The organism is Latilactobacillus fuchuensis (assembly GCF_900258455.1).
Classification (GTDB): domain Bacteria; phylum Bacillota; class Bacilli; order Lactobacillales; family Lactobacillaceae; genus Latilactobacillus; species Latilactobacillus fuchuensis.
Genome location: NZ_LT984417.1, coordinates 692,513 through 717,333, shown reverse-complemented (window position 1 = coordinate 717,333; position 24,821 = coordinate 692,513). Strand labels below are relative to the sequence as shown.

Annotated in this window: 23 protein-coding genes; 2 read left to right on the top strand and 21 right to left on the bottom strand. The window is 41.7% G+C overall.

Going from position 1 to position 24,821, the window contains the following annotated elements; genetic code table 11:
* Positions 1-231 precede the first annotated feature (231 nt).
* From LFUMFP_RS03325 to LFUMFP_RS03300, 6 genes are all read right to left on the bottom strand, one after another.
* Positions 232-678: a Fur family transcriptional regulator gene (locus LFUMFP_RS03325; RefSeq protein WP_025083749.1), complete on the bottom strand. Its 447-nt coding sequence runs from the start codon at positions 676-678 to the stop codon at positions 232-234.
* A gap of 131 nt (positions 679-809) precedes the next feature.
* Positions 810-2,873, bottom strand: a complete 2,064-nt coding sequence (locus LFUMFP_RS03320) for an LTA synthase family protein (protein WP_106483065.1) — start codon at positions 2,871-2,873, stop codon at positions 810-812.
* 208 nt (positions 2,874-3,081) lie between these two features.
* Positions 3,082-3,315, bottom strand: a complete 234-nt coding sequence (locus LFUMFP_RS03315) for a YkuJ family protein (protein ID WP_025083747.1) — start codon at positions 3,313-3,315, stop codon at positions 3,082-3,084.
* Positions 3,316-3,386: 71 nt separating this feature from the next.
* Positions 3,387-4,265 carry an NAD(P)-dependent oxidoreductase gene (locus tag LFUMFP_RS03310; RefSeq protein WP_106483064.1) on the bottom strand — a complete coding sequence of 293 codons (879 nt, stop codon included), beginning with the start codon at positions 4,263-4,265 and terminating at the stop codon, positions 3,387-3,389.
* A 13-nt stretch (positions 4,266-4,278) separates the two neighbouring features.
* Positions 4,279-5,295: a lysylphosphatidylglycerol synthase transmembrane domain-containing protein gene (locus tag LFUMFP_RS03305; RefSeq protein ID WP_106483063.1), complete on the bottom strand. Its 1,017-nt coding sequence runs from the start codon at positions 5,293-5,295 to the stop codon at positions 4,279-4,281.
* 86 nt (positions 5,296-5,381) lie between these two features.
* Complete coding sequence (locus LFUMFP_RS03300) at positions 5,382-6,584, bottom strand: glycosyltransferase family 4 protein (RefSeq protein ID WP_106483062.1); 1,203 nt, start codon at positions 6,582-6,584, stop codon at positions 5,382-5,384.
* A gap of 410 nt (positions 6,585-6,994) precedes the next feature.
* Here LFUMFP_RS03300 and LFUMFP_RS03295 point away from each other — a divergent pair, with 410 nt between their 5' ends.
* On the top strand, positions 6,995-7,423 hold the full coding sequence (locus tag LFUMFP_RS03295) for an SHOCT domain-containing protein (protein WP_056950048.1): 429 nt from the start codon (positions 6,995-6,997) through the stop codon (positions 7,421-7,423).
* 51 nt (positions 7,424-7,474) lie between these two features.
* Here LFUMFP_RS03295 and LFUMFP_RS03290 read toward each other — a convergent pair whose 3' ends face one another.
* The 12 genes from LFUMFP_RS03290 to LFUMFP_RS03235 form a co-directional block, all read right to left on the bottom strand.
* Entirely contained in the window at positions 7,475-7,843 is a 369-nt protein-coding gene (locus tag LFUMFP_RS03290) for a DUF1634 domain-containing protein (RefSeq protein WP_106483061.1), read from the bottom strand.
* Positions 7,843-8,685 carry a sulfite exporter TauE/SafE family protein gene (locus LFUMFP_RS03285; protein ID WP_106483060.1) on the bottom strand — a complete coding sequence of 281 codons (843 nt, stop codon included), beginning with the start codon at positions 8,683-8,685 and terminating at the stop codon, positions 7,843-7,845. Before LFUMFP_RS03285 ends, LFUMFP_RS03290 begins: the two co-directional genes overlap by 1 nt.
* A 217-nt stretch (positions 8,686-8,902) precedes the next feature.
* The gene (locus LFUMFP_RS03280; protein ID WP_056950046.1) at positions 8,903-9,277 is read right to left on the bottom strand and encodes a DUF956 family protein; all 375 of its coding nucleotides are present in this window, start codon (positions 9,275-9,277) and stop codon (positions 8,903-8,905) included.
* Between the two features lie 105 nt (positions 9,278-9,382).
* Positions 9,383-10,294: a PTS system mannose/fructose/sorbose family transporter subunit IID gene (locus LFUMFP_RS03275; RefSeq protein ID WP_025083741.1), complete on the bottom strand. Its 912-nt coding sequence runs from the start codon at positions 10,292-10,294 to the stop codon at positions 9,383-9,385.
* Positions 10,295-10,311: 17 nt separating this feature from the next.
* Positions 10,312-11,127: a PTS mannose/fructose/sorbose transporter subunit IIC gene (locus LFUMFP_RS03270; protein WP_106483059.1), complete on the bottom strand. Its 816-nt coding sequence runs from the start codon at positions 11,125-11,127 to the stop codon at positions 10,312-10,314.
* A gap of 48 nt (positions 11,128-11,175) precedes the next feature.
* A complete protein-coding gene (locus LFUMFP_RS03265) occupies positions 11,176-12,147 on the bottom strand; it encodes a mannose/fructose/sorbose PTS transporter subunit IIA (protein WP_106483058.1) in 972 nt (323 codons plus the stop codon).
* 417 nt (positions 12,148-12,564) lie between these two features.
* Positions 12,565-13,839 (bottom strand): dicarboxylate/amino acid:cation symporter, encoded by a 1,275-nt coding sequence (locus LFUMFP_RS03260; RefSeq protein ID WP_025083738.1) that lies wholly within the window; start codon positions 13,837-13,839, stop codon positions 12,565-12,567.
* 24 nt (positions 13,840-13,863) lie between these two features.
* On the bottom strand, positions 13,864-14,550 hold the full coding sequence (locus tag LFUMFP_RS03255) for a YjjG family noncanonical pyrimidine nucleotidase (protein ID WP_106483057.1): 687 nt from the start codon (positions 14,548-14,550) through the stop codon (positions 13,864-13,866).
* A 14-nt stretch (positions 14,551-14,564) separates the two neighbouring features.
* Entirely contained in the window at positions 14,565-15,506 is a 942-nt protein-coding gene (locus LFUMFP_RS03250; RefSeq protein WP_025083736.1) for a dihydroorotate oxidase, read from the bottom strand.
* Between the two features lie 205 nt (positions 15,507-15,711).
* Entirely contained in the window at positions 15,712-17,154 is a 1,443-nt protein-coding gene (locus LFUMFP_RS03245; protein WP_106483056.1) for a catalase, read from the bottom strand.
* A 209-nt stretch (positions 17,155-17,363) separates the two neighbouring features.
* A complete protein-coding gene (locus LFUMFP_RS03240; RefSeq protein ID WP_025083735.1) occupies positions 17,364-18,326 on the bottom strand; it encodes an AEC family transporter in 963 nt (320 codons plus the stop codon).
* Between the two features lie 36 nt (positions 18,327-18,362).
* On the bottom strand, positions 18,363-20,003 hold the full coding sequence (locus tag LFUMFP_RS03235; RefSeq protein WP_106483055.1) for a malolactic enzyme: 1,641 nt from the start codon (positions 20,001-20,003) through the stop codon (positions 18,363-18,365).
* A 131-nt stretch (positions 20,004-20,134) separates the two neighbouring features.
* Between LFUMFP_RS03235 and LFUMFP_RS03230 the strand changes: the two genes are divergently transcribed.
* Positions 20,135-21,040, top strand: a complete 906-nt coding sequence (locus tag LFUMFP_RS03230; protein ID WP_056950041.1) for a LysR family transcriptional regulator — start codon at positions 20,135-20,137, stop codon at positions 21,038-21,040.
* Positions 21,041-21,078: 38 nt separating this feature from the next.
* On the opposite strand, the gene LFUMFP_RS03225 is transcribed toward LFUMFP_RS03230, so the two are convergent.
* The 3 genes from LFUMFP_RS03225 to LFUMFP_RS09955 form a co-directional block, all read right to left on the bottom strand.
* Positions 21,079-21,690, bottom strand: a complete 612-nt coding sequence (locus LFUMFP_RS03225; protein WP_106483054.1) for an ECF transporter S component — start codon at positions 21,688-21,690, stop codon at positions 21,079-21,081.
* Between the two features lie 15 nt (positions 21,691-21,705).
* The gene (locus LFUMFP_RS03220) at positions 21,706-23,070 is read right to left on the bottom strand and encodes a C69 family dipeptidase (RefSeq protein ID WP_199190593.1); all 1,365 of its coding nucleotides are present in this window, start codon (positions 23,068-23,070) and stop codon (positions 21,706-21,708) included.
* Between the two features lie 658 nt (positions 23,071-23,728).
* Positions 23,729-24,097, bottom strand: a complete 369-nt coding sequence (locus LFUMFP_RS09955) for a type IV toxin-antitoxin system AbiEi family antitoxin domain-containing protein (protein WP_233210618.1) — start codon at positions 24,095-24,097, stop codon at positions 23,729-23,731.
* Positions 24,098-24,821 lie beyond the last annotated feature (724 nt).

The following is a 24,821-nucleotide window of genomic DNA, read 5'->3' as shown; positions in this document are numbered from 1 at the left end:
TTTCAAAGATCTACTGTTGTTGAAACAGCTAGATTAGTATATCATGTTCTCGAAATGCTTGTCAATCCTTTTTTAAATATTTTTTGAATAAATATTCATTATCGAGATTACTTATGCATTTCCATCAGTGTTTAACGTTTGTCTTGCTGACAACAAATAATACTATACCAACATCTAACGACATCGTCAAGTAAATATTGCTAATTTTTTTGATTTTTTTTAAATATACATTTAATCAATTAGCGACGTTTGTTTCAATTGACATTCTGGACAGATGCCATGGACTTCCATCCGGTGACCAGTGACGTTAAAACCCGTTAAATGGTGCGCAACCACTTCGACATCGTCTAATCCCGGATAAAAGATATCAACGACCTTGCCACAACGATCACAGATTGCATGGTAATGTTTCGTCTGTGCAAAATCAAAATGACTAGACGCATCCCCGTAAGCCATCTCTTCGATTAGCCCTAGCTCGGTGAACAAGCGTAAATTATTGTAAATCGTCGCCACACTCATATTCGGAAAGCGACCCGCTAAAGCTTGATAGACATCATCGGCTGTTGGGTGTGCGTGAGTGCCAATCATGAATTCCAAGACGGCTTGACGTTGGGATGTAATCCGGACGTTATTTTCTTTTAACTTGCGTAGTGTCCGTTGCACAATTTCTTGACTCATCTAAAACCCCTCCTTTTAATGATAATCATTCTCATGTGCGTATTTATGTTGTTATCGTACCTTTTTTTAGCCGTTCTGACAAGTAAAAAGAACAATAAAAAAAGAACCCACTTCTCAGTGAGTTCTCAATCTTATTTCAATTCTGGTGCATCCGTCTGATAAAGGTTCATCGTCGATTTGCCACCATTTTGTTGAATGACACTAGTCTTGCTCTTCTTATTGGCCGCTTTCAATTGTGCTTTAGCGTCCGTTACCTTATAACTAATCTGCGATTTATCTGGATCTTCAAACCCAACTGGCGTGTAGAAACGTAATAAATCACCGGAGATAACCTTATCGGATAATGAGAGTTCCTCCGTGACGTGTTCACTCAACACTAAGACCCGTTGTTTTTGTTTCGTGGTTAATTTCGTGAGGGCTTTACCCGTCTTCGTATCATAGTAGGTACTGCCGACCTTCGTATAATCCGGTGCGACAAAGTCCCCATTTCGAAAGGCGACGGTTTGATTCCGATTGGCCGCTAACAAATCCGAACCAAACTGAATCGTATCGTCGTTCTTAACCCCTAAGAGGTTTAATAAGGTTGGTAAGACGTCAATTTCACCACCATAAGTGTGGTTGACGCCCCCTTTAAGCCCTGGCATATGAATCATGAATGGCACGCGTTGGAACTGCGCGTTATCAAAATCGGTAAACTTATCCTGACCCAATAACTTCGCAACAGCCTTCTTATGATTCCCCGAGATACCGTAATGATCGCCATAAAGGACAACCATACTATTCTTATCAAGACCGGTCTTTTCCATCCAAGTCATGAATTCACCTAAAGCTTGATCCAAATATTTTGCGGTTTGAACATAGCCATCAACGGTATCGTCGCCGGTATCCGTCTTAGCAATCGATTGATTCTGTTTATCCAATAGGTATGGATAATGGTTGGTAACGGTAATCAACTTCGCATAGAACGGTTGCGGTAACTGTTCGACGTATTGCGCTGAATCCTGCATGAAGATCTTATCCTTCAAACCATAACCGACGTTGTAGCCTTTACCTTCTTTAAAGTATTGAGAACTAAAGAAATAATCATAGCCCCATGACTTATAAGTGTTATCCCGGTTCCAGAAACTTGGCACATCCCCATGGAATGAGGCGGTTGTATAGCCTTGTTGATCTAGAATCGCTGGTGCGGCTTGGAACGTGTTGGTCGTCCCTTGCGTCACCATGGCAGCCCCTTCTTGGAGTCCAAACAATGAGTTTTCAAGCATTAATTCAGCATCGGCCGTTTTACCTTGCCCCACTTGATTAAAGAAGTTATCAAAACTTAACGTATCCGATTCATGGTACAACTTGTTGATATTCGGCGTGACTTCTTGGCCATCCCACTTATAATCAATTAAAAATTGTTGGAAACTTTCAAGATGAATCACAAAGACGTTTTTGCCTTTAGCGACACCGGTGTATTCCACGTTCGGTGACACACGGTTTTCTTTTAAGTATTTCAAAACGCTACTCATGCTGCTACTATCCGCATTGGCTTTAATCGCGTTATTCTTGGTCGTTTTAACCCCATCGTATACCGTATAGGCGTTCATCCCTAGATACTTAACGATGTAGTTATTATCAAACGTCCGCGTCAATAATCCTGAACGATCCGCTTCGGCCATTCCGAGGTTTGCGCCGAATAAAACGACAGATAAACCGGTAATTGCAAAAGCGTTCCGTTTCATGAAAATACTGCGGTCAATCTTAATCAGTTTCGTCGCTAACAGGATGATCAGAATCACGACATCCGCAAAAACTAAGAAATCTGAATATTCAATAATCCCAGCAATACTCTTACCCAGGTTATTGGAAACTGAACTAGAACCCTTCATCAACGTGAAGGTTAAGAAATCTGAGAATTCACGATAGTATAAAATATTGGCAAATAACCACGCCGACGTGATCAAATCCACGACGATCAAAGTGATATACGATTTACGGCCGTTCATGAACAACGCAATCCCAAACAATAATAGTGTTGTTGGGATTGGATTAATCGTCATGAGAAAGGCTTGCATACCACCTTTGACGCCTAAATTAAACTTCGTTTGATACGCATAAATTGTTTTGAGCCAGAACAATCCGACCGCGAAGAGGAAAAAGCCCCAACGTGTACTCAGTCCAGCTTGAATTTTTTGACTAACTTGTTTCATCGATACAATAGCCTCCGTTAAAGGTCGTTTAAGCTTATAAAAGCCGTTGACAATCTGACAGTTAGTTTACACATCTCCCACTTAAAAATCAATGTATAACCGTGTTTAGCCAGAAATGTTTAACCATTTTTAAGAAATACAACCGACCGTTATTACCTTTAAATCAAAAAAAAACCACCAAGTATTGGCTTACTCAATGGTTAATTACTTAGTCTGCTAATAAATCGTAAAGTTCCATTGCAACTAAATCAATATTGTCGAATTGAAATTTCTGATGTGTGTTGCTATCTTCAAATTCAAATGCTAGCGTTTGTGGATCATAGCTAACGGTAGCCTTTAAATCGCCGGCCTTTTCAAAACGTCTTTCTTGAACCTCAGCGCTTTGATCTTCTTGCATTGCTACCAGACGTTTGATAATCGCAACTAACTGTGATGATTGCATGGCGAAGCCTCCTTTAATAACTAACTTACAGTTTATCAGAAAACAGGCTCGTCTGCACCGTTTATATGCAATTATTTTACAGATGTCCACCATAACTTAATTAAAGCTTGCGTGCCATCGTCACCGAGTTGCTCTTCATTGACTAGCCGTGCGTATAGTTTCTTGGCTTGGTGGGTCGCTGGCAAGGTCAATCCCATCTTTTCAGATTCCGTTAAAGCAATCTTTAAATCTTTCAGAAAATGCTTGGCAAAAAAGCCGGGTGTGTAATCGTTCGCTAGAATCCGCGGACCATAATTCGCCAAACTCCAATTTTGCGCACTGCCACCGTTGACGGTCTTTAACACCGCTTCTAAATCCAAACCGGCCGCTTTAGCATAAACCAACATTTCGGTCATACCGGTCATCGTGCCCGCAATCATAATTTGGTTGGCCATCTTCGTGTGTTGACCGCTACCGGCCGCACCGAAATAATGAACGCTTTGCCCCATCGCTTCAAAAATTGGCAAAACTTGGTCATAAGCCGCTCGATCGCCGCCGACCATAATCGTTAAAGTCCCTTTTTTCGCGCCGATATCGCCACCGGAAACTGGCGCATCCAGCGTTTGAATACCTTTTTCAGTTGCGCTAGCCGCAATTTTCTGGGCAAGCGTCGGTGTACTGGTCGTCATGTCAACTAAGATTTGACCCGTCTGTGCGACACTGAATAGGCCTTGTTCACCATAATAGATGGCTTCCACATCCTGTGGATAACCAACAATTGATAAAATGACGTCGCTTTGTTGGGCGACTGCGGCTGGACTATCCGCCCATTTCGCCCCCAGTGCGACCAACGCATCCGTTTTATGCTTCGTTCGATTGTAGACCGTGACCGCATAATCCGCCTTCAGTAAATTCTTAACCATACTACTGCCCATCACACCGGTGCCAATAAAACCAATTGTTGGTTGCATCTTGAAAAACCTCCTATTTTTTGGTGTTTAACTTCGGCTTCACCGCTAACGCTAAAATCCCCATGAACATCCCGAGATAGTAGGTGAATAATCGCCAAAGTAACATCGCTAACACTAGTTTACTGGAACTGAGTGAAAAAGTGGCAAATAAGGTCTTGAAACTGTATTCCGCACCGCCCGAACCACCTGGAATTGGAAATAACGAGACAATCATGACAATCATGATATGTAAAACCATGACTTGTAAGTAATTCACATTTTGTGCACCGAGCGCTAACAATACAAAATACGGCACACTGTAATAGAATCCCAATTGCCCGAGGGTTAATAAACAACCCTTCAATAATTTAACCGGTTCTCGTTTCAAATGGAGACTCTCGGCGTAAAAAGTATCGATTTTGACCAATAACAACGCGTGCCAAGTCGCCACCCGTTTTTGCGAGACGAACCAGCTGACCGGAATTAATAATAGTCGCACCAATTGTTTCGTGAACCGGTTGTAATACATAATCAACAACAACGCGACTAATACCACCACGTGGATGATTAGGCCGAAACTGATTAGAATCGACAACGTCCCAAAATGTTTCGAGACTTGCGAAAAACCGACAATCATACTCAATAGAAAATTGACGAGCACCATGAATTGGTACACGATAAATTTCATCAATAATACCGAGCTGGCTTGACCGGCTTCGACCTTCGATTGCATCAACGCCACTAATTGTGCGGGTTGTCCACCGGTTGAAAACGGCGTAATTGCGTTAAATAATTGTTCAATCAACGGAATCCGTACCGCGTTATGGACGTTAAACTGTTCCGTCCGCCCCTTTAAGAAGACCCGCAGAACAACCGCTTCAAAGCCCCACGAAATTAACATGCAGGCTAACGCCACCAATAACCAACCCCATTTTAACCGGCTGACATCCCCCACTAGCTGGTTGAAATTGAGACTGCGACTTTCGTAAGCAAAGATCCCACAACCAATTGCTAACATCACGACAAACACAATTTTATTTACTCTACTCATAAACGACCCTTTTTTCTGATTGTTGGCCAGATTAACTCAATAAAAAACTGCTGATTCCACAATCAACAGTTTAGCCACAACCGGCTTTATTTCTTAGAATCTAAATCTTCTAATTCCATCAAATCATCCTGGTCCAAATGAAATTCATCATACATCACTTGGGATTGCTTATAAAACGCAATCATCTGTTGGGCAAAATAATCCGCAGAAATTGTATAAAGTTTCTGCTGGCGCGGTGCTGGATCATCAAAAGCCGTTGGATGGTTCAAATAATTAAGCACTTGATGAATCATTTCCGTTTCCGTCGTAAATGTCGTCCCAATCGATGGATCCGTTAATAAATCACCGGCATACGGACTCGTCATGACCACAATCTTACGTTGCGCCGCCATCGCTTCGATATACGTAAGACCTTGTGATTCAGAATCACTCGCCGACACAAATAAATCAGCCATGTGGTAATAATTCGTGACGTCATCATTATCAACCATCCCAGTAAAAATCACGTGATCGATCATCTGCAGTCTAGCGACTTGCGCTTCTAAATCTTCACGCGCTGGCCCTTCACCGACAATGACCAACATCAAGTTTGGCTTTTGCGCGACTAATTTCGGTAAGGCATCGATTAAAATATCAATCCGTTTTTCGTAAGCGACCCGACTGAGTGATAATAAGACGGGTTGTTCCGGTCTAATCCCGAGCGCCGCCCGAACATCGACGGTCACCTGTTGTTCATAACGGCTAATATCAACACCCGTCGGAATAATCCGAATCGGCGCTTTAACCCCATAACGATTCAACGTCCCCGATACCCGTTCCGAAGGCGCCACAATCCCAGACATGTGGTATAGAAAAGCTTTGCTCATCTGTTTAACGTGGTAAGGCCGTAATAATTTACCGTTTAGCACGTAATGCAAATAATCTTCATACATTGTGTGGTAAGTGTGGAGACACGGAATTTTTAGATTCTTCGCCACGAATTTACCAATATAGCCCATCGAAAATTCAGTCTGCGTGTGGACGATATCTAAATCTAATTCCTTAGCAACTTGGTACGCGTGAAATAAACCCCGCACGGCAATTCGCCGATCAGTAAATGACACAAACGGCACACTCGCAAAGCGGAAAATATTTGGTTCCACCGCGTCTTTATCGACGTGTGGATCGGTTGTTGTAAATATGTAAACTGAATGACCCTTTTCTTCCAGTGCCATTTTCAACGTTTTAATGGAGGTTGCGACACCGCTCACTTGTGGAAAGTAGGTGTCCGTGAATATCCCAATATTCAAATGTTCCTCCTCCTTATCTTTGGACAGTTGTTTATATTATAATAATTTAACCGGATAGATGCAATTATCGTCCTTTATTGTAGTCTATTCATACTAGCATAAAAAACCGACTTTAGACCGATAAACACCACAAAAATCAGAAAAGGCGATTGCAAATCACCTTTTCTGACCTTAAACCACTTAATGCAATCCGTAATATACCAATAATCCTAATAGACTCCACAGTGGTAACGCCAATAATAGGCCGTTACGGACGCCCGTAAAAAATTTCATTTGCTCACCAATTTCAGTAAATTAGCTTAATCGCTTGCCATTTACTGACCTTCTCTACTATGATAGAGACAAGTTTAGTCGATGATTGTTAAGAACTGACTTGCTTTTACTTAAGTTTTATTAAAAGGAGCTTGCTAATGCAGACCTATCTGATTAAAAAACCACAAAAACTAGAAATTACTTACGATGAACAAATATTAGCCCTACATTACCCGAGTCTTTTTAAGAAAAAGCAGAATGAAGACCGCGAAATTCCATTTAGTAAAATTAAATCGGTCCGCTTTTTCGAAGCGACCTATCGTCACGGTCATCTACAGGTCCTCTATCAAAAACCGAATCACGCCCTCGAAAAAGTGGTGATTGATTTTGACACTGACGATAATCTCGAATTACGCCGGATTTATACGATTTTAGCCGACTACCTTGAACGCCCAGCGGAAGAAGATTTGAGTTACGTTAAAACCGGTGAACTGATTATGGCCTACCTCAAGATGCGCGATGAAGGGCTAATGACCGAAGAAGAATTCGAAGAAAAGAAGCGACGCATTTTAAAACTAGAAGATTAAAAAAGACGAGTCAGCCTAAAAAATAAGGTTGATTCGTCTTTTTTGACCTATTTAGCGTTTAATGAACCCAATGGCCATCCCGATTAATAGAATCACCAAGACGGCGACCGTAATCCAAACGTACAGATAATCTTGTTCCTTGGCGAAGGCGTAAATTGATACGACGACCCGTAACACCGGCGTTAAGATTAAACAAAATAACCCTAGCATGATGACGGCCCCGGCTTTTAACGCTCCGATTCCTTGAAAAATCGCGGTAAAGGTTGTTGGAAATTGATATTCACCGTAACCCGTCCCACCGTGGACCATCATTAAACCCAACCCAATGATTAAGATCGTCGCTGAAACAATCACGCCAATTCGTAGAATTTTACCAATCACTAATTCAATTTCTGCCATTTCGGCTTTTCTATCCGTCATTAGATTTGCACCCCGAATCCTTTTAAGACCATTTGTAAGCCCATGTAGAAGAGAATTGGAATAAAGATGAGTCGAATCCACTTCGGTTGTAAGTATTGCATAATTCGCGAACCAACCGTTGCGCCGGCTAAAATCCCCAACGCGAGCGGTGCCGCAATATTCGGTAAAATCGCCCCACTAAAGAAATAAACCGTTGCTGAGGCGGCGGCCGTAACGCCCATCATTAAATTACTCGTGGCACTCGATGGTTTGAGTGGCATCTTCATAATCGTATCCATCGCAGTGACTTTAAACACGCCACTCCCAATGCCTAACAAACCCGATGCAATGCCGGCGCCAAACATCATCGCAAAACCGGCAGGAACTTTTTCAACTTCGTAATCGACTTGTGCTTGATTGGCTTTATCGTAATAAGTGCCATTTAAATTCAACTTTTTAGCCCATTGATCGGTGGTCCCTTTTTGACTCTCCGCCGCTTTACCCCGTAATTTTTGAACCATATTGTACGTTGAAAAAAGTAGGAAGGCCCCAAATAAAATAAATAAGAAACCAGTCGGCACGACCCCGGTCAACAAAGCCCCGATAATCGCCCCGACCGTGGTCGCAATTTCGAGAAACATCGCGACCCGCAAATTTAACATATCGTCTTTCAAATAGGCAATCGTGGCACCCGAACTCGTCGCAATCACCGAAATGATACTGGCGCCAATCGCGTATTTAATGTCTAACCCAATCGCCAACGTTAAAACCGGTGTCAGAATAATCCCGCCACCAATCCCTAAGATGGCCCCTAAAATCCCGGCAATCACGCCCACTGCCAATAATAATATAATTTGTTGCATTCTATCCAAATCCCCTCTAGCCTTGATTCAAGCTCAAATCAGTCTACAATCAACTAATCCGTATATTGGCTTTATTGTAGCATGTCAGACTATCGGTCACAAATATGCTTTTGAGTCGCAACAACTTCCGCTTAATCTAAAATAACCGATAATCTTAAGTGCAAGATTATCGGTTATTTATCATTAATGCTCAGTTGCTAACCGCAACTCAACGCACTTACTTATTTTTTCGTTTAAAATGTAACGCCCGTTTAACCACGTCCATAAAACTCAACGATTGGACAATGTGGTCCGCTGGTACGTGTTCACGAACCGCCCGTAGCACCTTTTTAGGTTCTTTAGAAGCAAAGGTAAACGTACCATTCTGTTTTGTTTTAAGCGCATAGCGCGGAATCCACTTGCCTTTAAACATGATTGAAGCAATCACGTAATCGACATCTTTCCACGGAATCTGAATAAACTTACGTGCATCCCGTTCGTTGTAAAATTCAAAGCCTTGGTCCCCAATCATAATTTGACCATAATCGGTTAACCCCGTAAAGGCCGTGGCTTTAATAACGAGTTCCACTTTTTTATTGATTGATTCTACCACTTGATCACCTCTCCCATACTGTATCAGCCATTATTATACGCCGAATTCGCATTTCTACCTAATTAAAAACGACGCAGTCTCCTGCGTCGTCAAAGCGAAACTCGCTTACATTAATTGTAATAAATGGAAGACAATTCCGACTACGAATAAGCCAAGAATAATAACGATTGGTGATACCTTTTTCTTCAATAACCACATACAGAATAATGTTAAAGCCAAACCTGCTAAACCAGGAATTAAGCTATCTAAGTTATCTTGTAAAGTCGTTACTTTTTCAGGTGTCAAAGACAAACCTTGAGCTTGTTGTTGTAAAGCAGATTGGATGCCTTTAGCACCACCAGGTAATTTAGCCCAGTCAATGAAAGCACCTTTGTCTAACTTAACTGATGAAACGGTTGGTGTAAATTTAACAGATACCCAACGGTTAACTAATGACCCTAAGATGAACATCCCAAGGATTGAAGCACCCTTAGTGATATCTTGTAAGATCCCACCAGATAAATCTTCAGTAATCTTAGAACCGGCTTTATAACCAAGTTCTTGTGTATACCACATGAATAACATCCGAATGATGTTCCATGCAAGGAAGTAAATGATTGGTCCAAGAATATTACCAGTCATGGCTAATGAAGCGGCCAATGCCCCGATAATTGGTTTAACAGTAAACCAGAAGACGGGATCGCCGATACCAGCTAAAGGTCCCATCATCCCAACTTTAACCCCTTGGATGGTCACATCATCAACGGGTGCGCCATTAGCACGTTCTTCTTCAAGTGCTAAAGTAACCCCGATGATTGGTGAAGCCACGTAAGGATGAGTATTAAAGAATTCCATGTGACGAACAAGTGCTGCCGAACGGTCTTCTTTAGTTTTGTATAATTTCTTAATTGCTGGAATCATTGAATAAGCCCAGCCACCATTTTGCATACGTTCATAATTCCAAGAACCTTGAAGGAAAGTTGAACGCCACCAAACAGAAATACGATCTTTTTTAGTTAATTTAATTTGTTCTGCCATTTTTGTGAACCTCCTTCTTAGTAGTTGTCTATGATGTCGCCAACTGGATCGCCAGTGTTACCACCGCCGCCGCCATTGCCGTTACCTGAATTGCCTTGTTTTGATAAAGCAAGATAGATAAGCGCAAGCGCTAAACCAATTGCACCAAGTCCGATTAATGTGATTTGAGAAATAGTTGCTAAAACAAAACCAATCGCGAAGAAAGGCCATACTTCTTTAGTCGCCATCATGTTGATAACCATTGCATAACCAACGGCAACAACCATGCCACCACCGATTGCTAAGCCGTCTGTTAACCATGCTGGCATTGCTGTCAACATATCTTTAACGGGGCCAGCACCGATTGCTAGGATTAAACCTGCAGGAATAGCAATTCGTAAACCTTGCATTGCAATGGCAATCCATTGCCACATTTCGATTTTTCTGAAGTTACCTTCTTTAGCAGCGGCATCCATAATATGAACAATCCCTGTTGCTAAAGTCCGAACGATGATTGTTAGTAATAAACCAGCGACTGCCAAAGGTACGGCAATGGCGATTGCTGAAGAAATACCAGCCTTACCTTGATCACCTAATACTAAAATAATTGCAGATGCGATTGATGCTAAAGCGGCATCGGGCGCAACAGCTGCACCGATGTTTGCCCAACCTAAAGCAATCATTTGAAGTGTCCCACCTAAAATTAGGCATGGGATTAGGTTACCTGTTACAAGGCCGATTAATGTACATGCAATAACGGGTTGATGGAAATGGAATTGATCTAAAATACCTTCCATACCAGCTAGAAATGCAATTAACATGACCAATATCACTTGAATAAAATTCAATTCCATGATGATTAATCCTCCATTTTCTTCTGATAATGACGTTTAGTAAACGTCTTATTTACTGTTTAATTCGTTTTGTGCTTTTTTAAGAATATCTGCCATGTTGCCTTTTGAATCCGTTGGTACTTTACGAACATCAAATTCAACGCCAGCTTCTTTCAAAGCTTCGAACGTATCAATATCATCTTGATCAAAAGCAAGCACTTTATTCGGTTGAACCTTACCAGTTGAATGAGCCATTGAACCAACGTTCAAGCTCTTCAATGGCACGCCACCCTTGATTGCGCGTAACGCATCTTGTGGTGATTCAAACAATAACAATGCTTTTTGACCACCAAAATGTTGATCGTCTTTAGCCAATTTAATCATTTGATCGATTGGCACAACGTGAGCTTTAATCCCAACGGGTGCCGCTTGTTCGATTAATTTTTTCCGTAAATCATCTTTAGCAACGGCGTCAGAAACAACGATGATCCGACTAGGATTAACTGATTTAGACCAAGCGGTTGCCACTTGACCATGTAATAAACGTGAATCAATCCGTGCTAAAGCGTATTCCATTTTGCCAGGTGTCCCAGCATTTGAAACGGCTGGTTTAGCCGCTGCTTTTGGTGCTTCTTCTGGTTCCAATGCTTCAGGTCTAACCCGAACGCCTGCTTTTGCTTCCCCAAGAATATGAGCAGCAATTTCATGAGCAGAAGTCATTGATAAACGTGAGGCATAAGCTTCGATTAACATTGGTAAATTCAAACCAGTGACAATTGCCCACTTATCTTGATGAGCTTCAAACAAACCATTGGCTTGATTGAATGGTGACCCACCCCATAAATCAACTAAGAACAAGACTTCATCATCTTCACCAAAACTGGCAACAGCTGCTTCTAAATGCGCTTTCAGATCATCGGGACCTTCGCTCGGCATAAAAGTAACTGCTTGGACCTTTTCTTGTTCGCCAAAAATCATTGAACCAGATTGCATGATGCCCTTGGCAAATTCACCATGGCTCGCAATAACGATTCCAACCATTAACAAAACCTCCTTATAAGAAATAGTTGCGTTGAGCTAATAATAAAACGCTATCAACTTAAAATAAAAATATAATGGCATTAGCCGTTTTAATCATCAACTTGACGCTAAAAGCGTTTCACTTAAAACGCTTTACTGAATATATTTTACCACAAATTTCTAATCTGTCTAATCATTTTTACATTATTGTTGAAATTGGTCTAGATTGCCTTGATAGCAGCGGTCATCACATTTTGTTGCTTTTTTCACATGAAATACGGTCTAAAAGTAACTGAACAATTAAACTGAATTAGTCTAAATATCCCCGTTGCTAACGCTTAACGGTATACACTATCACCCCCGTTTTAAACCAATCAAAAAAGCTAGGTTAGCTCCAAATAATTGGCTAACCTAGCTTTTATTTAATCGTCGTCACGCTTATGATTTCATTTGGGCTAAATATTGATCACGTTTAGCTTCATCAAATTCTTTTTCTGATTTGGCAATGATCACTGCCGCCAAAGAATTGCCCATAACATTAACAGCGGTCCGCCCCATGTCGACTAACCGGTCAATTCCGGCAATAAAGGCAACCCCTGATGCGGGCACCCCAATCGTCGTAATCGTTGCGAGTAACACAATGAATGATGCGCCGGGAACGCCTGCCATCCCTTTAGAAGTAATCATCAAGACCACCAATAAGGTTAACTGTTGCGCCAAGCTTAAATGAATGTGGTAAGCCTGCGCCAGAAATAGTGCAGCTAGTGATTGGTAAATCGCCGAACCATCTAGGTTAAACGAATAACCGGTTGGAATCACAAACGAGGCAATCCCTTGGCTAACACCGTAATCTTGAATTTTTTCCATTACTTTTGGTAACGCGGCTTCAGAACTAGCCGTTGAAAAGGCCAAAACTAATTCTTCCTTAAAGACCTTCAATAGTTCGAGAATATTAACGTGCCAGATCCGGGCAACTAGCCCCGCGACCACTACGACGAAGAAAATCATCGTTGCATAACAGACCACCAAGAAGAAAACGAGTGGCTTTAATGCGCTGAAGCCAAATTGCGCAATCGTGACCCCAATTAAAGCGAAAACCCCAATCGGTGCCAGTTGCATGATCCAGTTGGTCAGTTTAAACATGACTTGTGAAATCATTTCGAACGCATTAATTAGCGGTTCCGCGCGTTTACCAAAGGTTGCTAAACCCAGACCGAACAAAACAACGAAAAAGATAATCGGAATCATTTCGCCATCCGTCAACGCTTTGAAGATGTTGGTGGGCACAATCCCCATCACCACATCCCCGAGGCCGTGATTACCAACGCTCTTAGCGGCCTCTGTATATTGACCGATTGAACCTTTACTCAAACTATGGATATCAATCAACCGACCCGGTTTGGTCAAATTACCGACTAATAGGCCTAGGGCAATCGCAATGGTCGTCATCATTTCAAAATACAATAACGTTTTACCACCGATTCGGCCTAACTTCTTAATGTCCCCCATCTTCGCAATACCGACAACCAAACACGAAACAACAATCGGTAAGACAATCATCTTGATTAAGTTAATAAAAATCGTGCCAATTGATTGTAGCGTTGCAATGGCGACCTTATTCTGATAGAAAATGCCACCTACCACTAACCCCAAGGCAATCCCAAATAAAATCCGCCAACCTAAACTAATTCTAAAATACCGATAATGTTGCACAGTCTATCACTCCAATTTTTAAGCTTACATTGCCAATAGTGCGAGTAGTTCCTTAATTTCATGCGTGGGTTTAATCGTCGAGCTCGTGTTAACGGCACCGTTCGGATTGTACCAAGCTGTGTCCACGCCCACGTTTTGCCCCCCTTGAACATCGGAAGTCAACGAATCTCCGACAATTAACGCTTGGGTTAAATCAATGTCCTCAATTTGTTGGAAGACCTTCTCAAAATAGGCGGGATCGGGTTTCTGATAACCTAATTCCTCTGAGATGAAAATACCTTTAAAATAAGATTTAAATTGCGAATCAATTAACCGTTGATATTGCGTATGCGCCACACCATTAGTCGTCACGTACAATTCAGCATCCGTTTGCGCCAAGGCCGTCATCAACTGTTGCGATTGTGGCATTAAATCGTGACCGAGTGCCAAACTCGCTAAATACTGGTGCGATAAAGTAGGCCCATCCACGGTTAAATTCAAAGCTTGTTTAAAAAAAGTCGCAAAACGGGTATTCAATAATGCTTCCCGTTTAAGCGTGCCTTGTTCGTATTGCACCCACAACGTCTGGTTAAACGCTTGGTAATCAGCTTTGAGCATGGGTGTCAAAACCACCTGTTGCTTTTCAAATAATTGCGTTAATGCCTGATCTTCATCGGCATCAAAATCAAATAATGTATTGTCCATGTCAAAAAATAAATACCGGTATTTCATGTTAAAACGCCATCCTAATCTAAATGTTTTAATTGTCCTTGGAAATCGGCTATTTGTGTATAACCTTTTTGCTGCATAATTGTTTTTAATTCTGCCGTTAACCGGTCGAAAATCAGTGGGCCTTCTTTTTGAAGCGCGGTTCCGACTTGGACCATGCTGGCCCCGCATAATAGGTGTTCAAAGACGTCTTGGCCGGATTTAACCCCGCCGGTACCGATAATTTGAATTTCAGGTTTCAAGCGTTGGTAAAAAGCGTGCACGTTGGCTAATGCCGTTGGTTTCAGATAATCGCCACCAATTCCGCCAAAACCATTTTTAGGTTTAATCGTAACCGTCTCAGTTGCCGCATCAATGAATAACCCGTTGCCAATACTGTTGACACAATTGACAAACGCCAATGGGAATTGGTTTAAAATAGCGGCCATTTGATCGAAATGCACAATGTCAAAATAAGGTGGCAATTTAATGCCTAACGGGCCTTGATAGACTTCAAATACGCGCGTTAAAATCCGTTCAACTGTTTCAAAATCATAACCGGTTTGCGGTTTACCCGGTACGTTGGGACACGATAAATTTAATTCAACGATACCTTTAAAATCGGAAGCGGTAATCTGCGCTAATAGCTGTTCATCTTCATCAATATTAAAACCAGTAATCGATTGAAAATAGATTTTGTTCGGAACTGCAATTTGTTGCTGACTGACATAATCTAAATAATAAGGTAAACCGTGATTAGGTAGCCCCATCGAATTGATGCTGCCCAATGGTGTTGCCAAATAGCGCGGTTCCGGATTCCCCGTTCGTGCTTGTAATGTCGCACTTTTAGTGACAAACGTGCCCGCTTTCGATGCTTGCATTTGATCTAATTCAGCTGCGTCATAACAATAAACACCGGCTGCATTCATCAAACAGTTATCAAATTCAAAACCTGCTAACGTTGTTTTAGTTGAAATCAATTTATTCGCCCCTTTTCTCACTTATTTCAAATAATTATACGTGATTTGCTTTGTAATTTCCAGTTAATTATTAATTAAAAGCAAAAAACACGAACTTTAATTGTTTAAAAGCACAAAAAAAGCTTGGTCGCCCAAGCTTTTTCATTTTCAGAAAACCAATCGGTTAATGTCTCGTCTATCGAGTCATCCTAACCCAATCAACTCATTAAATTTTAATCTGTTCTAAAGCCAATCCAAGGCCACTTGCCACCCGTTGCCCATATTCTGGATCTGCTTGATAGAACTGACGAACTTCTCGGATTTGAATGGCCGGTTTAGTCACTTGGCCTAAATTCATGACAATATTGTCAATCAACCGCGTTTGTTCCGCCGCCGACAACAACCGATAAAGACGTCCCGCTGCCGCGTAGTAATCATCATTAACCGCATAATGACCCGTTTTACCCGTTAATTGATCGCCATGGACTTGAGCGGTCGGTACTTCAGTTGGGCCGTCACTACTATTGGGTTCATAATTGACCCCACTTGCTTGATTTTGCGCCATCGCGCCGTCGCGTGCGTAGTTGTGCACCGCCACCTGCGGCCGATTAACGGGTAGTTGTTCATAGTTGGCACCTAACCGATAACGTTCTGCATCTTTATAACCGAATAACCGGCCTTGCAACAATTTATCGGGTGAGGCTTCAATCCCGGGCACTAGATTAGCGGGTGAAAACGCCAATTCTTCAATGTCTTCAAAATTATTCGTTGGATTTTCATCGAGAACCATCTGACCAATCTCAATCAACGGATAATCTTTTTGTGAGATGACCTTCGTCACGTCAAAAATATCGTACTTATAATTAAGGCCTTCTTCGTATGGCACGATTTGAACGGCCACCGTCCAACTAGGATTATCCTTTTGCTCGATGGCGTTAAGCAAATCATTTTGTAAATAATCGGTGTCTTGACCGGCCAGTTTAGCGGCCAATTCATTACTTAAATTATGCACACCCTGATTCGTCTTAAAATGATACTTGACCCAAAATTGTTCGCCGGCGGCATTGACCCATTTAAAGGTGTGACTCCCATAGCCGTGCATCATCCGATAACTGGCTGGGATTCCTCGGTCGCTCATCAAAATCGTCACTTGATGGACTGATTCTGGTGATAATGACCAGAAATCCCATTGCATATCCTGACTGCGAGCGTGGGTCCGTGGATCTCTTTTTTGGGAATGAATGAAATCGGGAAACTTCAACGGATCATTCACAAAAAAGACGGGCGTATTATTCCCAACAATATCGTAGTTACCTGCTTCAGTATAAAACTTAACCGCAAAACCACGCACATCCCGATAAGTATCCGGATAACCAGCTTCACCCGCTACTTGTGAAAACCGGGTGATTAGCGGCGTTTGTTTACCAACACCACTAAAGACCGCGGCTTTAGTATAAGCACTCATATCGCGCGTCACTTTAAAATAACCCTTGGCGCCAGCGCCTTTAGCGTGCACCACCCGTTCAGGAATTCGTTCCCGGTTAAAATGCGCTAATTTTTCCAATAATTGATAGTCCTGAATTAAAACCGGACCGCGTTGGCCGGCTGTTTGTGAATGTTGGTTGTCCGACCAAGGTTGGCCTTCATTCGTTGTTAAGTGTTCCGTCATCGTCGCCACTTCCCAAAAAAAGATTTTGTACAACCTAATTCTACTGCGCTTACCGAAAATTACAATGATTCTGCTCATTCAAACTGATTAAACGTTAAAGTAACCCGGGAAATATTCATCCGCAAAATTTCTGTATCCACTATTCTTTTATAGCACAAAAAAGACGTTGCCCCTTGGACAGCGCCTTTTTATGACAACCCAACTACTAATTAGATGTGTTGAATAATTTGCATCAAGATTGGCACGACGACTACGAATAGAACTGTACTGGTCGTCACCACATTAGTCGCGTATTCAACATCGCCATGCGCTTGACCGACAAGAATTGGTAAGACGGCTAATCCTGGTGTTGCGGCTTGAATGATTAATGTACTTTGTTCAACCGTCGGGATTGTCGCCGTATTCTTGAAAAAGAGCATGATGGCCATCATAATGGCTGGCGCCACGACAAAGCGTCCCAATAAAGCGAGCACTGTATCGCGGTCGAAGTGAATCGACTTCAATCCAGCGTCAGCCAAGATAATCCCAATATAGATTAATGACATGGGTGTCACTATGCCACCCACCATTGAGAATGTTTTATCAACCAAGTTTGGTAATGGCAGACCGGTTAATAGATAGATTAAGGCTGCTAGGAAGCCAATGAGGGGTGCGGGTAATAATTTACGCCAATTAAACTTGCCTTTAGCAGCGCCCTTTTCTTTAGTAGGATCATCGTTTGAAATGAAGAAGACCCCAATCGCCCAAGTTGAAACCGTATTGGCCACGTAATAAATCAAGAAGTAAGGCAAACTCTTATCGCCAAACAAAGCGAGGTTCAATGGTAATCCAATAAAGATTGTATTGGCATTAACAAACATATTAATGAACGTTCCCCGGCGACCCGGACGAATCCGGAAGATTTTGGTTAAAAGCCAAGCGACTAAATAACCTAAAGCAAAACTGATTAAGACATAGATTAAACCGCCGGATAAACCGACTAACTTTTCACGGGTTAAATTATCCAAAACTGAAACGAAAATCGATAACGGTAACGCGACGTTCATAATTAAAAATGAAATGCTGCCCTTAAAATTGTCATCAAATTTCTTCGAACTCCGTAACCAGAACCCCAATGCAATCACGACCACAATTTCGATCACGCTTGATAAAGATGTTAAAAATGCGTCCAACTCTTTCACACTCCTATTGATTGTTTATGCCAAAATTTACTGAACCGTTTTGTATTCTGGTACCCATTTTAAATGAGCAACGGCCTGTTTAATATCCGTAATTGGTTCTTTGTTAATACCTTGTTTGACGGCACTTTCAGCAACAGCATTCGCAACCGTTTGTGAGAAGACCTCTAATTGTGTGACCGGTGGTAACACCGCCGCACCCACTTCAGTTGGATCTACAATTCCACCCAATGAATGAGCAGCTGCACTAATCATTTCATCATTTAAAACTTTCGCGGTTGATGCAATCGTGCCCAAGCCTAAACCAGGGTAAACTAACGCATTGTTTGCTTGACCAATTTCATAAGTGACACCGTGATAGTCAACTGGTGCAGCCGGAATCCCTGTTGCCACTAGCGCTTGACCGTCAGTCCATTTAATCAAATCTTCAGCAGTCGCTTCAGCTAACTTAGTGGGATTAGACAATGGGAAGATAATGGGCCGTTCAGTATGGGCCGCCATTTCTTTGACAATGCTTTCGGTGAAAGTCCCTGGTTGCGTTGAAGTCCCCACTAAAATAGTTGGGTGGATTGCTTTAACAGCCGCTTCTAATGTCGTTAATTCAGCAGCATTCGCGAATTCACTGCGTTTACGGGCAAATGGTTTTTGTTCAGGTGTTAATTCTGGATCGTCATCAAACAATAACCCTTGTTTATCAACCATGTAAAAACGGCTACGTGCTTCTTGTTCTGACAAACCAGCTTGTTGCATTTCTTCAAAAATCCGGTGGGTAATTCCGGCCCCAGCGGTCCCAGCACCAAAACTCATATAAACTTGATCTGTCATCTTAGCCCCTGAAATATTTAGTGCGCCCATAATCCCGGCTAATGTGATAATCCCAGTCCCTTGAATGTCATCGTTGAAAGTCACGATTTGATCCTTATATTTGTTTAAGAGATTAGCCGCATTACTCCGACCAAAATCTTCGAAATGTAAATATAGATTAGGGAACAATGCTTCAGCAGTTTGGACGAATTGATCTACGAAATCATAGTAACGATCGCCGCGAACCCGTTCATGACGATTGCCTAAGTAAAGATCATCATTCAGTAAACTGTCACGGTTGGTCCCAGCATCTAAAACAACGGGTAAAACTTGGCTAGGATCAATCCCTGCAGCGGCCGTATAAACCATCAATTTACCAACTGAGATATCCACACCTTGTGTCCCCCAGTCGCCAATGCCCAAGATTCCTTCACCATCCGTCACAACGATTAATTTAATTTCACGCCCATCAGCAGCGTTTGTTAAAGTCGTCTTCATTGAATCTAGATCGTCAATGGATAAGAAAACCGCATTTTGTGGGTTCACGTATAACGCACTGTAGTTTTCAATTGTATCGGCAATCGTTGGATCATAAACGACTGGCATAAATTCAGCGACGTGTTGACTGAATAGTTTGTAGAATAAAACCCGATTTTCGTTGAATAAAGTCATCAAGAAAATGCGTTGTTCTAACATAGTCGTTTCAGTTTGATATTGGGCGTAAGCTTGTTTAACCTGATCAGCCAATGTTTGAACGTGGGGTGGTAACATCCCCGTTAAACCAAATTGGGCGCGTTCCGCCTTAGTAAAAGCCGTGCCTTTGTTTAAAAATGGGTCATTTAAAATTTGTTGTGCGGTTTCCTTCATATCAAAAATCCCCTTTATCTTCGTTAATATTGCTTAGTATAGAGCAGCCCATATTTGATAGTCAAAACCTCGATCTATGATAAAATAGATTTATATGACCGGTTAAAAGTCAATGATACTAGGAGCTTTTCATGAAAATTAAAGATTTAGACTATTTTACGCAATTAATTAATTTAAAAAATTTTACAGCGGTCGCCAATTATTTTTCGGTGAGTCAACCAACGATTACTTATGCCGTTAAACGACTTGAGGCGGAATTTGAGACTGAGCTGATTGTCCGCGATCAATCACACCAAGGGATTATCATCACCCCTAGTGGTGAACAGCTCTATCGACACGCCCAAACGATTCTCAAGGAAATCGCCTTAACTGATAAAGATATGGCTCGAATTGCGGCGACTAAACTTAAATTCGGCTTACCCCCGATTATTGGCACCTACTATTTCTCAAAATTGGCCCCCAAACTTATTCAAACGGGGGTCATCAATCAATTCGAAACGATTGAAGCCGGTTCTTCAGAATTATTGGCGGATTTGGAAGCCGGTCGGATTGATGCGGCTTTGCTTGGATCGGCGAGCCCACTCAGTACCGAGACCATTCAAGCGGACGTCATCGAACAACACCGCTTTAAAATCATCGTCAGCCCAGATTCACCGTTGGCTGACCGCCGACAAATCGGATTTGCCGAACTCAAGGATCAACAATTCATCATGCTCGCTGAAGGTTTTGTCCATCCACACGTCTTCAAAGCCCTTTCCAAAGTCAATCGGATTCACCCCAAGGTCGTTTATCGAACGTCTGATGCCAGTATTCTTAAAAGTATGGTCCATGCCGGTGCTGGGATTGGCTTTCTAACGGAAACCGGGGTCACCACCGCCGATGACCTTGTTAGCCTCGATTTAACTGACGAACCACAGCCAACCTTTTACATCTCATTGGCCTACCGGAAAAGCCAGCGTTTCTCTGAAACCCAACAAGCTTTATTAGACAGTTTCATTCAAATCGCGCGGGACTACCGCCTCGATTCAACCCACTAAAAAAACTAGCCTAAAGGCAGACAATTGTCCGCCTTAGGCTAGTTTTTTTTTGAAGTCGTTCGTTTAAATCTTAATAACGGGGTTGCAATGGCGGACACTAGAATCGCCGCAGCGATAATTTCCAACGTCGCGTTGACCGTAAAGGCTGATAACATCACCCAGATTAACTGATTGGCCGATGTGTGGTACAATCCGGCTGCTTGGTGTTGATAAAACAACCACGTCAAGCCAATCACTAAGCCGGTATTGACCATCGTACTGATGATGGCGATCAGACCCATCATCAACGTCTTTTTAGTCGGCGCCTTAGGTAATTTAACCGCTAAGCTGCCAGCAATCAGTCCGACCAATAACCGCGGTAGAATCGCAATGATTGGATTACGAAAAATCAGAATTGCTAACGGATCAGTCGGCATCACATAGGCCCGAATTAACGAGGTAATCCCCCAAATCGTGCCTAAAATTGCCCCATCTCGTGGCCCAAGGATAATTGCACCAATGATCACCGTTAAATGGATCGTCGTAATGGCTGGCAGTCCGGGAATCAACGTCAAATTCCCGACCATCGGGACAAAACCTTGAATTAATAATAACGCTGTTAATACCGCTAGTATACTCATGCGATAGGTGTTTAAAAAGCGTGGTTTCATATGAGTCTCCAGTATTTAACGCCCCAAAGCCACCATCTGTCCTAATAATTGATTGGTCAACTTAAAGGCTAATTGTGCTACTGTTTCATTATAAAGGGCTAAGTCGGCGGAAGCAAGAACCTGCTTTTGTTCAAAATTAATTTGCTGTTGTCGACATTGTGCCAATAAATTAGCTTCAAAATTAGTCGTCAATTCAGAATAATGATTGTAGTTAGTATCCGCCAACACGGCGACTAACCGGCTTAACCAATAAATATTATTCGGGTCAAAATCGACTGTCGTTTGTCGATAAACGACCGGTGTCTGATCAACCGCCGCATAAAATGGCACCAAACCATTAAACGGATTCGGTCCGTACGCTAACCAATGAATACCCGCTAATTCGGCTGGCACATCGTTTCGAATCTGTAGAATGTGAACTTCTTCATTCCGATTCAACCCAATTGGTCGATAACGTTGCTGCTCCTCTGCCGTCCCCTGACCGTACGGATCAAACGGCGTGTTTTGATAATGGGCACTCAACATCCATTTAACGTCGGCAATCGTTAATTGCTTATTCGGCCGACAGATAAACGGCAAATCATGATCCGTCGGTTGCCCACTAGGCTTAAGACTGAAGCGTTGTTGAATGTACCATGCTCGCGGATTATTATAAGAACGATCCTTTTCAGTTGCGCTCCCAAAAATATGCCGTAAATTAACTTGATCGGTATCGGGATTTAAATGGAACTGTTCAATCATCGCGGGTAAATCAGCGGAAAATAACGTATCCACTGATTCAAAATCAAACTGATCAATGTTAAACCGGTTTGGTGCAATCACATACGCGTCATCAGGAATCCGAATGGCGGCCCAATGATGGCCCCCAATCGTTTCGAGATACCACACTTCGTCGTAATCGGCAAAGGCAATGCCATTTGGTTCATAAGTGCCATAAGTTTCTAGTAACTGTCCTAACCGACTAACCCCTTCACGCGCAGTCTGACAATAGGGTAATGTAATACTCAAAAAGTCAGCTTCACCAATCCCCTCATCCACAAAAGGATCGATTGCTAGGATTTCCGGATTAGTCGTAATCGTCTCACAAGCCGTCATGGCGACATTCTGACTGTTAATCCCAGAACCACCCCAAACACCATAGGCGGGATCCACATCCGGTGTTAAAGTGCATCTTAACGGCGCAGTTGGCAACGGTACTTCAACGCCATTGGCTTCTGACTTAAAGATTGTCGGTTGCTCTGCCGGTTGGACCACCACAAACTTCTGTGGATTAGGTCGGCCGTAACCATCCTCATTACGCGCAATCATCGTCGAGCCATCGTATGACGCTGCTTTCCCGACCAATACCGTCGTGCAAGAACTCATTTTTTTCTTCATTATGCCACTCCTTACCTCTAAAAAGTTATCGATTATCTTAAAACCATTCTAACACGTTATCTCATATTTGTTATGCTGAATTTTGAATATTTTTGCAATAAATAGTCGATATATCCGTTAAATCTCCAATAATTCGCATTAATATTCAATTTTATCCATATTTTAACTGCACAAAAAAACTCAGCAATCACAAGGATTACTGAGTTACCGTTATCATAATTAATACCGGTGATCAACATATATAGCACTGAGATACATTGGTATCACTACATTCATAGGTGGTCTGCGCACAATTTGTGCACTGCAAAGTGTTCCTGAAATTAGGAACACTTTTTTATTTTCTACTATGATTAATACAAGCTTATATTTGTAAAAAGAACAAGAGATTTTCTCGATTAGATCATCCAAAACAATCTATTCTCTTGTAGCGTAATCTATGGCGTGACATTTCTTTCCTCTGCCATTTTTCTAATACTTGCTAAGAATTGCTTTTTATCAGAAGATTCAATCTTCATATCAAAATCTCCATGTATCTTCTAATTTCAAACTCAACGTTGAACGTTATTGCGCACTCCATTAATTGATGGAGATTCTTGCCTTTTTGCTGTGCGTAACTGTTCGTCGCTTATTTAATAGTTTCAGAATCAAACCTATCTCGCGTTCATAGAATGTCACATAAAGTACGCTCAACGTTATAAGCTTTAACCATATGGCCACCCGGCGTTTTAGTTGTCGTTATGCCAATTTCATAAAATTCTTTTTTCTGTCGATAAATTTTGATTGGTGCATCCTTTTTCGTACTGTACGCATACGGTAACGGAAACCTCATATCATAAGTACTAGGCGTACGGTCATTCATGCCATATAAGAATAAAGCTGTATCTTTAGGGAAAACGCCTTTCGCTAAACTGTATTGCAGTGCGGCAATATCATCGCCAAATTCAAGCGGATCAATATAAACACCTGTAGCCAACCTCTCAAGTTTTTCGTGAGCGTACATATTTCGCAGTCCCTTAGGTGATATTCCCATTGAATTAGCTATCTTAGCTGTTATTTGACCACCGCTTTTATTTAAGTAATCGATAATTTCATCCTATTGACTTATTTTTACACCTCACTATATAAATCCGTATTATCCTCACATCATAACGTACAGTGAGTAAAAAACGGATATAACGGATTCATGACATTCTCTGTTTACTGCGCTCTCACATCTCAAAAATTGATATAATTTTAACTTCACTAAAGACGTTAACGAATGAATCCAGTTGGTTTATACATATTGGTGCATCTATTTTTGAGACACATATCCAAATAGATTATTTCCAGCAAATAAAAAACCTCAGCGAATTTTGGTTTACCAAGGTTTAAAACTCTTTTTAGATTCTGTGCTGAATTCCATAACTATGTTGTTAATATCGATGAGCAATATATGCATCCCCGCAATACATTGATACTACTATATTCATGAATAGTCTGAGCACAATTTATGCACTAAAATTCCTTCTATAATTAGCCGCAGTATTAAATAATAGATTATTATTTAATAAATGAATGGACATTGGAGGCAATGGCTAATCCTTCAATATACTCATACACTGACTCTTTTTTATATCCTTCTCTAAATAAAGCAGCAGCTACCATTGAATATTCATTAGGTGAATTTTATAATGAAGTTAGCCACCGCTAACTAAAAAACGCCACGTGAATTTCATGTTATATTGAAGTTACCACTAACTTTCAATAGACAAGGA